Genomic DNA, 11,249 nt, shown 5'->3' with positions numbered 1-11,249 from the left:
TATGCGCTGGATACTCCTACTGCTGCTGTTGCCATTAGTTGCAGCCTGCCAAGCAGCCCCCTCTGGCCCCAAACAACTGGACTGGCGCCATATGGTGGGTTCGAACGCTGATTAGCTCTGGGTGACTAAAGTTCTCTTTTATCGCCAAGGTAAGTTGGTCGATGCCTCGACCAATGGTTCTGCCGGATTTTTTGGCGCGGAAGCGCTCAAAGAAAAAGACTATCGTTGGCGTATCTCAAAAGGAAGCCACACAACCCGCCCAATACCTGATCAGGTGGACATTGAGTGGGTTTCATTTCATGACAAGAAACGCTATCGCATCAGCCTTACATTGCCAGCAGAACTGGAAAGCATGATCGCACAGCGTTACCGGGTAAAAGTGGGCAAGGAGTTGCGAGAAGAGAGGCGGGATAATATTGGCTTAGGCATGGCGACAGGTGGTTATGTTGAGGCCTTTTTAACCAGTGTCAGAGCCACGCCCGATATCCTGTTGGCTAGGGGAATAGCTAAAGAAGTAACGGATGATCCCTTTGACAAGCGCTTCCCGCTCTCCAGTCAGTATAAAAATGCTTGGGCAGACTTTGATGCGAAGTACAGCAAAGTCTATCAACAGTACCCCGTTCCCATGGGCATGGACTGGGCCCCGATCATGGACGGTTACCGCGCCACCCAACCCAAGACAGATACTGACCCAGTAAGGTAATACCTACGGAGCTTAAAATGTCGGTAAAATTACAGAAGGCCGCTAGCAATAGCGGCCTTTTTGTTTTGTCCGAATGTCGCCAATGTGTCCACTGCGCTTTTCGGTTCGGCTGCTCTATTTTTGCGAACAGCAATCTGCGCATCCTTTTGCGTGGCATCGTCCAGCCTGTTGATGGACTTTATCTGGCGGCCTCCTTTGGCCATGGTTTATGGCTCGAAGTGCGTGCTGTTAGATGAAATAAGAAGGGCCTCACATGGTGGGGCCCTTTTTGCTTGTGTGTACAGAACACCCCGGTTATCAGGAGCTTTGTTCTGCGCTGGCATCCGTGGCGGCCACGACTGTGTTGCGGCGTCGCAGCAGGCGTACCAGCGGGGGTAGGGCGATCACCACGATCGCCAGCACCAGCAGGGTTTGGCTGATGCTGCTGCTCCACAGGATGGCAGTGTCGCCATTGCTGATGGAAAGGGCGCGGCGCAGGTTCTGCTCCAGCATTTCACCCAGCACGAAGCCCAGAATGAGCGGTGACATGGGGAAGTGCATTTTGCGCAGCAGGTAGCCAAAGACCCCGAGGCCCACCATCAGCAGCAGATCGAAGGTGGTGCTGTGCACCGCATAGACCCCCACCGCCGAGACGCTGGCGATGGCGGGCACCAGAAACCAGAGCGGGATGGAGAGCATGCGGGTGAAAATGCCCACCATGGGGATGTTCATCACCAGCAGCATGACGTTGGCCAGCAAGAGGGCGGCGATCAGTCCCCACACCACATCGGGTTGTTCGGTGAACATGGTGGGGCCCGGGGTGATGTTGTAGAGGGTCAGCGCCCCCATCATCACCGCCGTGGTGCCCGACCCCGGCACCCCCAGGGTGAGCATGGGGATAAAGGAGCCACAGGCGGAGGCATTGTTGGCCGCCTCTGGCGCGGCCACGCCGCGAATATCCCCTTCGCCGAATTTGGCATTCGGGCCGGCCAGCCGCTTCTCGCTCATGTAGGTGATGGCGCTCGCAATGGTGGCGCCGGCGCCCGGCAGAATGCCGACGAAAAAGCCGATGGTAGAGGAGCGCAGCATGGTGCCGGTGCAGTAGACCAGCTCCTTGAAGTTGAACAGCATCCGCCCGGTGGTACGCACCAGCTTGCCGCCGCCGCTGGTGTGCTCCAGCATCAGCAGGATCTCGCTCACCGAGAAGAGACCGATCACCACCACGATAAACTGCACCCCGTCCGAGAGGTGCACGCTGTCGAAGGTGAAGCGATAGATGCCGGTGTTGGCATCCACCCCGACGGTGGCGAGCCCCAGCCCAATCAGTGCCGCCATAAAGGATTTGAGCGGATTCTGGCTCATCATGCTGCCAAGGCAGGCGATGGCGAACACCATCAGGGCGAAATACTCCGCCGGGCCGAAGGCGAGCGACCAGCGCGCCAGCGCCGGAGCGAATAGAATGATCCCGCCGATGGCGAGCATGGAGCCGACAAAGGAGCTGACAGCCGAGATGGAGAGGGCCACTCCCGCCTTGCCCTGCTGGGCCATGGGGTAGCCATCCAGCGCGGTCATGATGGCGGCGGCATCCCCCGGTACGTTGAGCAGGATCGAGGAGATCCGCCCGCCATATTCGCAACCGATATAGACGGTGGCGAGCAGGATCAACGCCGATTCGGGGGGCAGTTTCAGGGCAAAGGCCAGCGGCAACAGGATGGCGACGCCGTTGATGGGGCCAAGGCCCGGCAGCAGGCCGACCACGGTGCCGACAAAGCAGCCGATGAGGGCAATCACCAGATTCTCCGGGGTGAGCGCCACCGCAAAGCCCTGGGAGAGGTACATCCAGGTATCCATATTGACTCCTTAAGAGAACCAGACGCCGAGGGGCAGGGTGACATCCAGCAGCCTGTCAAAGGCGAAATAGAGCACCAGCCCGCCGACGATGCCGGAGAGCAGGGCGGCTTTGGCCGAGGCGCCAAACAGGCGCCCCAGCACAAAGGTGAGCAGGGCGGTAGCCAGCGGAAAGCCCAGCCACTCGAAGCTGGCGCCGTAACCGGCCAGCGCTGCCACCATGATGGCAAGGTGGCGCAGGGTACGCAGCGGTGGCCAGCTGACGGTGTCCGGCTGGCGGCGCAGCAGGAGCAGGGCACAGAGTGCCATCAGACCGAGGATCCCGAGCGGAAAGGGACGTGGCCCCAGCGGCTCATAGCTGTATTCGCTCTGGTACTGCCAGGCGAGGGAGGCCCCCGCCAGACAGAGCAGCAGCCAGATGGCGGCGAAGATGCGATCGCTCATGGCTGCGGCTCCTATTTGGCCAGACCGAAGGCCCTGGCCTGCTCGCGATATTGCGCCACCTGGGTCTTGACGTAGCTGTCGAGCGCATCCCCTGTCAGGTCAAACTCGAACAGGCCGCGCAGATCCCGCTGCGCCTTGAAGGTATCGGTCTTCACCAGCTGATCGAAGGTTTGCTTCCACCACTGGTATTCGCTGTCGCTCACCTTGGGGCCGACATAGAAGCCGCGGATCACCGGCCACTCCAGGTCATAACCCTGCTCTTTGGCGGTAGGAATGGTGGCCAGCTTGCCGGGCAGCCGCTCTTTGGCGAACACCGCCAGCACCCGCAGCTTGTCGCCACCGATATAGGGCACCATCTCGCTCAGATCGCCGGAGACCGCCTGCACATGGTTGCCCAGCAGCGCGGTGACCGGCTCGCCGCCCCCTTCAAAGGCGACGTAGCGCATCTTGTGCGGATCAACGCCCGCCTGCTTGGCCAGCAGCGCCGTCTTCATCCAGTCCTGACTGCCGATGGAGGCCCCCGCCCCGATGACCACGCTGTTGGGGTCGTTTGCCATGGCATTCACCAGATCCTTGAGGTTCTGATAGGGGGCATCATGGCGCACCGCGATCATGCCGTAGTCGGTCCCCACCGCCGCCAGCCAGCGCACATCATCCACCCCGTAACGGCCAAATTTCCCCTGTGAGAGGTTGAGCAGGGAGCCGCCGGAGAAGGCGACCACAGTCCCCGCCTCGGCAGGGCGCTGCGCCACGATGGCGTTGTAGGCAACGGCACCGACCCCGCCCGGCATATAGGTGACCCGCATCGGTTTGTCGATGGTGCCGGTCTCCTGCAGGCTCACCTGCAACAGCTTGCAGGTGAGATCGAAACCACCGCCCGGTTTGGCCGGTGCGATACATTCGGTACGGCTCGGGGCGGTGACACTCTCGGCCGCCTGCAGCGGCAGGGCGCCGAGCAGGGTCAGCAGGGCGAGGGCATGACGTGTGCGTTGCTTCATGGTTGTGTGCTCCATCTTGTCGTTGTTTTTTCTCGGTGTGACTCCGTCGATGGACGAAGTGATGCGAAATTGTTAAAACAACAACCTTTCATTCACCTTTCAATCACTGACCAATTGGCGGGAGTGTGACCGTGATCGCACCTTGTTCCGCTCAGGCAGAGTGAATGGATGCAGTTGCTGCACTGTGGTTGCACGCCGTCGTTAAGAACAAGGGGATAGGGATGCGCTTGCTGTTGGCAGAAGACAATCACGAACTGGCCCACTGGCTGTCGCGGGCGCTCACCAGCGCCGGTTTCGCAGTGGATTGGGTGGCTGACGGCGCCCGGGCCGATCACCTGTTGCGCCACGAAAAATACGCGCTGGCGGTGCTCGATATCGAGATGCCCAAGCTTGACGGGCTGGCGGTACTCGGCCGATTGCGCAGCCGGGGGCAGGGGTTGCCGGTGCTGCTGCTCACCGCTCGCGGCGCCGTGGAGGAGCGCATCTGCGGCCTCAATGCCGGTGCCGATGACTATCTGGCCAAGCCGTTCGATCTGGGGGAGCTGGATGCCCGGTTGCGGGCCCTGCTGCGGCGCAGCGAAAGCGGTGGCGCCGAGCTGCGGCTGGGACGCCTGACCCTGCATCCCGACGGCTATTTTCTGCTGGCGGATGCCCGGCTGGCCCTGACTCCGCGCGAGCAGGCGCTGCTGACCGCGCTGATGTACCGCCACGGGCGCCCCGTCGCCAAAGGGCAGCTGTTCGAGCAGGTGTTCAATCTCGATGACGAGGCGGGGCTCGACAGCATCGATCTCTATATCCACCGATTGCGCAAAAAGCTGGTAGGCAGCGGGGTGGTGATCACCACTTTGCGCGGGCTGGGCTATCTGCTGGAAGCGGCGCCGGAGGCTTCCCATTAGTCGCTCCCTGCTCCATCAACTGCTGCTGTTTCTGGGCGGCCCCTTGCTGATCCTCTGGGCCGCCTCGGCCTGGTACAGCTACTACGGCGCGCTGGCGGCGGCCACCTCGGCCTATGATCGCACCCTGCTCGCCTCGGCCCGCACCGTCGCCGAGCGGCTGACGGCAAGCGATGGGGTTCTCAAGGTGGATGTGCCCTACGTGGTGCTCGACAGCTTCGAGCGCAACATGCGCGATCGCCTCTTCTATCAGGTGCGCGGCATCGACGATGGGGTCATCTCCGGCTTTGACGATTTGCCCCCCATGCCGGTTGGCACGCCGCTGACCGACCGCTATCCGGCGCTCGCCTACTTCTACGACGGGCTCTATCAGGAGGCGCCAATTCGCGCCGTGATGCTGCTGCAACCGGTAGGCGAGGGGGGAGTCACCGGCATGGCCCGCATCACGGTGGCGGAAACCCTGCTCGGCCGCCAGCAACTGGCACAGCAGCTGCTCTGGTCGGCCCTGCTGACCCAGGGGGCGCTGGTGGTGCTCACCCTGCTGCTCGCTTATCTGTTGCTCAAGCGGCTGCTCACCCCGATGCGCCGTTTGTCGCGGGAGATCCTGCGCCGCGATGCCGCCACGCTCGCTCCCTTGCCGGATCTGCTCCCCTGGCAGGAGACCCGGCCGCTGGTGCAGGCGTTCAACCGCCAGCTGGCCCGCTTGCGTCAGCTGGTGGCCCGGCAGGAGCGCTTCAGTGCCGATGCCGCCCATCAGCTGCGCACGCCGCTTACCATCCTGAAAACCCAGGTTGAGGTAGCGCGCGGCAGCGGCGATCCCGCCCTGATGAGCGAGAGCCTCGATGCCATGGCCGTGCGGCTCGATCACACCATCGCCCTGACCGAGCGGCTCCTGCTGCTGGCCCGACTCAAATCGGACGAGTGCTCCGGGCTGCGCCAGCGTGAGCCCATCGAGTTGACGACGCTGGTGCAGCAGGCCTGTCTGTCACGGTTGGCGCAGGCGCGCAGCAAGGGGATCGATCTCGGTTACGAGGGGGAGGAGTCCGCCATCATGGTGGCGGGGGAGCCGCTGCTGCTCGGGGAGCTGTGTGCCAACCTGCTCGACAACGCCATCAAATACACCCCGCCCCACGGCACGGTGACGGCGCGGGTGGTGCACGGCAACGGGCAGATCTGGCTGGAGGTAGAGGATAGTGGCCCCGGCATCGCCCCCGAGCTGGCAGAGCGGGTCTGGCAGCCGTTTCAGCGCCTCGAGCAGGGCAGCGAACAGCCGGGGGCGGGGCTTGGTCTGGCGCTGGTGCGCGACATCGCCCACTACCATCACGGCGAGGTGCTGCTGCTGCCTGCCACCCAGCTGGGGGGCTTGTTGGTCAGGCTGATCTTGCCGCTGGCAAAATCGTGAGGAGGATAAAAAAAGAGAGGGCACCTCGCGGTGCCCTGTTTATCTACACATAAGATGGCGTTGGGTTGTCAGCTGCGGATCTTGTTGAAGACAAACAGGACGATAAGGGCACCCACGGTGGCGATGGCAATGCTCGAAATATTGAAGCCGGTCACCGAGCCCAGACCCAGCAAGGTGCCCACATAGCCGCCGACCATGGCGCCGACAATCCCCAGCAGGGCGGTCATGAAGAAGCCACCACCGTCGCGGCCCGGCATGATCCACTTGGCCAGCATGCCAACCAGCAATCCCAAAATAATCCAGGTGATGAAACCCATGAGTCACTCCTCTCTGTTTATGTGAGGGGCACATTATAGGGATGCGGCTGGCGATGCGAAGGGCTCCAACCCCTTGGCTGGTCACAAGCTGTCGGACTTGTTATGACGCAGGAGATGCGGCGACGGCCGCGCCTCTTTGAGCCAAGCGCCTGTTTTGCCCATGAACAAGGGGCGCGTCACTGCTGACGCGCCCCTCTCTTTATGGATGCCTTGTGAACCTGCTGTCAGCTCGCGGCTGCCAGTGGCCTTGTCTCCAGCAGTTGCTCGCCGGGGCGCCAGACCAGCACCGAGCCCTGCTCGAACCAGTCACCCAGCACGATGCGCCGGGCAGGCGCGCCATCGAGCTGGAAGTGGTGGATGGCGGGTCTGTGGGTGTGGCCGTGGATCATCACCTTGCAGCCGTGCTGGCGCAGAATCTCGTCAACGGCAGCTGGCGTCACATCCATGATGCGCTGGCTCTTGTGGGCGTTCTCCATCTGGCTTTGGCCGCGCATCTTGCGGGCGATGGCCTGACGGCGGGCGAGCGGCAGGCGCAGGAACAGCCAGCGCAGCCACTTGAGCTGGGTGATGCGACGAAACTTCTGATATCCCTCATCCAGGGTGCAGAGCAGATCGCCGTGGCTCAGCACCACCCGCTCGCCATAGAGTTCGATAACGCACGGATCCCCCAGCAGGGTCATCCCCGCGCGCTTGGCAAACTCTTGGCCCAGCAGAAAGTCGCGGTTGCCGTGGATAAAGTAGATGGGCACATTCTGCTGGCTCAGGGCCAGAAAAGCGTCAGCCATCTCCTGGTGGAGCGGATTGGGATCATCATCGCCAATCCAGAATTCGAAGAGATCGCCGAGCACATAGAGGGCATCGGCGCCCACCGCCTCCTTGGTCAGAAAGTGCACCAGTGCGGCGGTCATGTCGGGCCGATCGCTGCACAGGTGAATATCGCTGATAAAGAGGGTACGCATGGCCGAGCCGTTGCTGCTGGTCGCATCCGCTTCGGGAGTCGCGATAGCGGCGGGCCACACCAGATGGGCCAGATCCTGCCCCTCCAGCGTCAGCAGCGCTGCATAAGGATCGCCCGTCAGCCCCAGCAACCGGCACATGGCCGCTTCCCCTTTCAGTCCCTCTTCAAGACGCAGGCGCAGCACTTCGCGGTAGAAAGCATCGCCAAAGCGCTCGAGCAGGGCCGCCATCAGAGTGAGGTGGCGCCAGCCATTCTGCGTCTCGATGGGGGCAGGGGTGACATACAGCTCCACTGGCCAGCAGGCCTCGCTCTTGTCGCAATCGCTATCGGCACTGTGCTGCTCGAGGCGGGAAAAGGTGCGCTCAAGCAGCCAGATATTGTCGCCTTTGGCGCTTGCCAGCCAACCTTGGGCTGCAAGCGTAGCGGCAAACGCCGCCGGATTGGGATGCTGGCAGAGGATATCGAGATCGCTGCCCGGCCGATCGAGGCCGATGGCGAGCGTGCTCACCAGCGCCATATCGGCGCACTGCGCGGCCAGCTCATCCCACACACCGGCGGTGAGCAGGGCATGGGCCGAGCGCTGGCGCGGGTTGCCGTGGGCCAGATAGTCGAGGCGGCGCCAGTTTGGGCTGGCAGTGGGGGAGGCAGATGGAAAAACTGCGGCCGGGGCCGCAGTTTTGTCAGTGCCGAGTCGGCAGAGATCAGTCAGCAAGGGTCACCTTGGTGATCACCACGTCTTCGGTCGGAACGTCCTGGTGGATACGGCCGTAGTTGCCGGTCTTGACGCCCTTGATCTTGTTGACCACGTCCATGCCGGCGGTCACTTCACCGAATACGCAGTAGCCGAAGCCCTGAGTGGTAGCGGATTTGAAGTCGAGGAAGTCGTTGTTGTTCACGTTGATGAAGAACTGGGCGCTGGCAGAGTGCGGCTCCATGGTGCGGGCCATGGCGATGGTGCCGATCTTGTTGGAGAGGCCATTGGCCGCTTCGTTCTTGATGGGGGCGCGGGTGTCTTTCTCTTCAAAGCCCGGAGCATAGCCGCCGCCCTGGATCATGAAGCCGTCGATAACGCGGTGGAAAATGGTGTTGTCGTAGTGACCGTCACGGCAGTATTGCAGGAAGTTGGCCACGGTTTCCGGGGCTTTTTCAGCATTCAGGGTGAGGGTGATGTCGCCGTGATTGGTGTGCAGAGTGACCATGATATGTCCTTTCATTTGATGCGGACGACGAAGTGCCCGCAGGTGTATGGCATAAAGTGGTGGCAATTCTAGCCCATCAGGGGCTGGCGGCATAGTCTCTCAGGCGCCGTAACCGTGCTGGCAGGCGGGATTGGCCACGTTTTCTGCCTCGTTTTCTGCCCCTGAACGGGGTATCATGACCAACCATTTTACTCACAGGCAGTGGTTAGAAGATGCTGAAGATATACAACACACTCACTCGTCAAAAAGAAGAATTCAAACCTATCCACCCGGGCAAGGTGGGCATGTATGTGTGTGGTGTCACCATCTACGATCACTGTCATATCGGCCACGGCCGCACCTTCGTCGCCTTTGATGTGGTAGCTCGCTACCTGCGTTACGCCGGTTATGACCTCACCTATGTGCGCAACATCACCGACGTGGATGACAAGATCATCAAGCGTGCCGCCGAGACCCAAGTGACCTGCGACGAGCTGACCGAGCGTCTGATCGGCGACATGCACGCCGACTTCGACGCCCTCGGCATGGTGCGCCCGGATATCGAACCGCGCGCCACCCAGCACATCGAAGAGATCATCGAGCTGGTGCAATCCCTGCTGGAAAAAGAGCACGCCTACGTGGCGGACAACGGCGACGTGATGTTTATCGTCGAATCCTACGCCGACTACGGCAAGCTCTCCGGTCAGGATCTGGAGCAGCTGCAAGCCGGTGCCCGCGTTGACGTGGTGGATGCCAAGCGCAACCCCCTGGACTTCGTGCTGTGGAAGATGTCCAAGCCGGGCGAGCCGACCTGGGAAAGCCCCTGGGGCCCGGGCCGTCCTGGCTGGCACATCGAGTGCTCCGCCATGAACTCCAAGCACCTTGGCAACCACTTCGACATCCACGGCGGCGGCTCCGATCTGCAGTTCCCGCACCACGAGAACGAGATCGCCCAGTCCTGCTGCGCTCACGGTGGCGACTACGTCAACACCTGGATGCACAGCGGCATGGTGATGGTGGATAAAGAGAAGATGTCCAAATCCCTTGGCAACTTCTTCACCATCCGCGACGTTTTGGCTCACTACGACGCCGAAACCGTCCGTTACTTCCTGATGTCTGGCCACTACCGCAGCCAGCTCAACTACTCGGAAGATAACTTGAAGCAAGCCCGCGCCGCGCTGGAGCGCATGTACACCGCCCTGCGCGATCTGCCGCTGGCCGCTGCTGCCGGTGGCGACGAGCAGGTGGCGCGCTTCAAAGAGGCGATGGATGACGACTTCAACACCCCGGAAGCCTACTCCGCCCTGTTCGATCTGGTGCGCGAGATCAACCGCCAGAAGGGTGAAGATATGGCCGTTGCCGCCGCGCTGGGCGCCCGTCTGCGCGAGCTGGGCGCCGTGCTCGGCATCCTGCAACAGGATCCGGATGCCTTCTTGAAGGGTGACGAAGCGGACGAAGAGGTTGCCGAAATCGAGCGCCTGATCGCCGAGCGCAATCAGGCCCGTGCCGACAAGAACTGGGCCGCCGCTGATGCCGCCCGCAACCGTCTCACCGAGATGGGTATCGTGCTAGAAGACAGCGCCGGCAAGACCAGCTGGCGCCGTGCCTAAGGCCCGCCGGTTGACGACCTGACGCAGAGCGCAGCCCTTGGGCTGCGCTCTTTTTTTCAGGGCCCGGCGCTTGGTTCAAGGCGCGGCCCATGCAAGCGAACATAAGGAAGATGGCACCATGAAGATACATCGCTGGCCCGTGCTGGCACTGGCCCTCTCTGCGGCGGCCCTGATCGCCCCGGCCCATGCGGGCACCACCACCAGCGGCAAACTCGATCCGGCCGCCAGTGCCCGCGCCAGGGCCAAGGTGGCCCAGTTTCTTGACTGGGAGCGCGCAGTCAAACCGAGCGGCCTCTATCAGAGCGATCTTGGCGGCGCGCTGCCCACTATCGTCTCCCCCGAGCTGCTCTGCCTGCTCAATGCCGCCTCCAGGGCGCGCGAAATAGCCACCCGCCAGGCCCCCGACGAGAAGCCCCCCTTTGTCGAGGGCAACCCCTTCCTGCCCAACGCCTGGGATAACCTGCTGGGCTCGGAGATCCTCTCGTCGCGCGCCATCGCCGGCAGCCGGGATCGCAGCGAGGTCAAGGTGCGCTTCACCTTTGGCGAGTCGGGCACCCCGCTTGACGCCCCCAGCGGCACCTACCGTTTTGTCAGTACCTATCTGGTACTGGACGGGCCGCAGGGCGCCCGCATCACCGATATTGACGCCGGCGGCAGCTGTGATTTCTGCCAATCCGGCAGCCTGCGCGCCGCCCTCTATGAGACGCTCACCGCCTATCCCGCCGCAGGGGGAGAGCAGTGCAAGGGGTTGGGGAAATAGAAGTCAGGAATAAAAAAACCGCAGCCAAGGCTGCGGTTTTTATTTGATAACTCTTTAAATATATAGTTAATAACTATAATGGAGGTTTTTGATGATTTAAAATCCCCTTCTGTCTGAGGGGGATAAACTCCCATTGTAATAATAAATACATGTTGCAAT

10 protein-coding genes and 2 pseudogenes are annotated in these 11,249 nt (G+C 61.9%); 5 read left to right on the top strand and 7 right to left on the bottom strand.

The window, feature by feature from the left end; genetic code table 11:
- Window position 1: 1 nt before the first annotated feature.
- Window positions 2-703, top strand: a pseudogene (locus tag WE862_RS16915) (DUF2931 family protein).
- Between the two features lie 297 nt (window positions 704-1,000).
- Here WE862_RS16915 and WE862_RS16910 read toward each other — a convergent pair.
- Genes WE862_RS16910 through WE862_RS16900 form a run of 3 tightly spaced genes read right to left on the bottom strand, consistent with a single transcriptional unit; the run spans window position 1,001 to window position 3,972 of the window.
- Complete coding sequence (locus WE862_RS16910; protein WP_042031146.1) at window positions 1,001-2,533, bottom strand: tripartite tricarboxylate transporter permease; 1,533 nt, start codon at window positions 2,531-2,533, stop codon at window positions 1,001-1,003.
- 9 nt (window positions 2,534-2,542) lie between these two features.
- Window positions 2,543-2,974, bottom strand: a complete 432-nt coding sequence (locus WE862_RS16905; protein ID WP_041208499.1) for a tripartite tricarboxylate transporter TctB family protein — start codon at window positions 2,972-2,974, stop codon at window positions 2,543-2,545.
- 11 nt (window positions 2,975-2,985) lie between these two features.
- The gene (locus WE862_RS16900) at window positions 2,986-3,972 is read right to left on the bottom strand and encodes a Bug family tripartite tricarboxylate transporter substrate binding protein (protein WP_042031145.1); all 987 of its coding nucleotides are present in this window, start codon (window positions 3,970-3,972) and stop codon (window positions 2,986-2,988) included.
- A gap of 221 nt (window positions 3,973-4,193) precedes the next feature.
- Between WE862_RS16900 and tctD the strand changes: the two genes are divergently transcribed.
- Window positions 4,194-4,868, top strand: coding sequence for a transcriptional regulator TctD (gene tctD / locus WE862_RS16895; RefSeq protein WP_042031144.1), 675 nt, complete (start codon window positions 4,194-4,196; stop codon window positions 4,866-4,868).
- Window positions 4,869-4,911: 43 nt separating this feature from the next.
- Window positions 4,912-6,267, top strand: coding sequence for a sensor histidine kinase (locus WE862_RS16890; RefSeq protein WP_082035456.1), 1,356 nt, complete (start codon window positions 4,912-4,914; stop codon window positions 6,265-6,267).
- Between the two features lie 68 nt (window positions 6,268-6,335).
- Here WE862_RS16890 and WE862_RS16885 read toward each other — a convergent pair whose 3' ends face one another.
- The 4 genes and pseudogenes from WE862_RS16885 to WE862_RS16870 all read right to left on the bottom strand — a co-directional run bounded on the left by WE862_RS16885 (window position 6,336) and on the right by WE862_RS16870 (window position 8,741).
- A complete protein-coding gene (locus WE862_RS16885) occupies window positions 6,336-6,584 on the bottom strand; it encodes a GlsB/YeaQ/YmgE family stress response membrane protein (protein ID WP_042031142.1) in 249 nt (82 codons plus the stop codon).
- A 224-nt stretch (window positions 6,585-6,808) separates the two neighbouring features.
- On the bottom strand, window positions 6,809-7,543 hold the full coding sequence (lpxH, locus tag WE862_RS16880) for a UDP-2,3-diacylglucosamine diphosphatase (RefSeq protein WP_042031596.1): 735 nt from the start codon (window positions 7,541-7,543) through the stop codon (window positions 6,809-6,811).
- A pseudogene (locus WE862_RS16875) lies at window positions 7,535-8,254 on the bottom strand (DUF4269 domain-containing protein); the annotation flags it as partial. The gene lpxH and the pseudogene WE862_RS16875, both read right to left, overlap by 9 nt.
- Complete coding sequence (locus WE862_RS16870) at window positions 8,244-8,741, bottom strand: peptidylprolyl isomerase (RefSeq protein WP_033115878.1); 498 nt, start codon at window positions 8,739-8,741, stop codon at window positions 8,244-8,246. The pseudogene WE862_RS16875 and the gene WE862_RS16870, both read right to left, overlap by 11 nt.
- Before the next feature lie 212 nt (window positions 8,742-8,953).
- Here WE862_RS16870 and cysS point away from each other — a divergent pair, with 212 nt between their 5' ends.
- Window positions 8,954-10,330 carry a cysteine--tRNA ligase gene (gene cysS, locus WE862_RS16865; RefSeq protein WP_042031141.1) on the top strand — a complete coding sequence of 459 codons (1,377 nt, stop codon included), beginning with the start codon at window positions 8,954-8,956 and terminating at the stop codon, window positions 10,328-10,330.
- 118 nt (window positions 10,331-10,448) lie between these two features.
- On the top strand, window positions 10,449-11,090 hold the full coding sequence (locus tag WE862_RS16860; protein WP_198493495.1) for a hypothetical protein: 642 nt from the start codon (window positions 10,449-10,451) through the stop codon (window positions 11,088-11,090).
- Window positions 11,091-11,249 lie beyond the last annotated feature (159 nt).

The organism is Aeromonas jandaei, from assembly GCF_037890695.1.
GTDB classification, from domain to species: Bacteria; Pseudomonadota; Gammaproteobacteria; order Enterobacterales; family Aeromonadaceae; genus Aeromonas; species Aeromonas jandaei.
This window is presented reverse-complemented; position numbering and strand designations above follow the sequence as displayed.

What these genes read in the sequence shown, in the direction of transcription:
- cysS (WP_042031141.1), top strand. Translation starts at nt 8,954, where the DNA reads ATGCTGAAGATATACAACACACTCACTCGTCAAAAAGAAGAATTCAAA.
- WE862_RS16900 (WP_042031145.1), bottom strand. Translation starts at nt 3,972, where the DNA reads ATGAAGCAACGCACACGTCATGCCCTCGCCCTGCTGACCCTGCTCGGC.
- WE862_RS16885 (WP_042031142.1), bottom strand. Translation starts at nt 6,584, where the DNA reads ATGGGTTTCATCACCTGGATTATTTTGGGATTGCTGGTTGGCATGCTG.
- WE862_RS16870 (WP_033115878.1), bottom strand. Translation starts at nt 8,741, where the DNA reads ATGGTCACTCTGCACACCAATCACGGCGACATCACCCTCACCCTGAAT.
- WE862_RS16910 (WP_042031146.1), bottom strand. Translation starts at nt 2,533, where the DNA reads ATGGATACCTGGATGTACCTCTCCCAGGGCTTTGCGGTGGCGCTCACC.
- lpxH (WP_042031596.1), bottom strand. Translation starts at nt 7,543, where the DNA reads ATGCGTACCCTCTTTATCAGCGATATTCACCTGTGCAGCGATCGGCCC.
- tctD (WP_042031144.1), top strand. Translation starts at nt 4,194, where the DNA reads ATGCGCTTGCTGTTGGCAGAAGACAATCACGAACTGGCCCACTGGCTG.
- WE862_RS16905 (WP_041208499.1), bottom strand. Translation starts at nt 2,974, where the DNA reads ATGAGCGATCGCATCTTCGCCGCCATCTGGCTGCTGCTCTGTCTGGCG.
- WE862_RS16860 (WP_198493495.1), top strand. Translation starts at nt 10,449, where the DNA reads ATGAAGATACATCGCTGGCCCGTGCTGGCACTGGCCCTCTCTGCGGCG.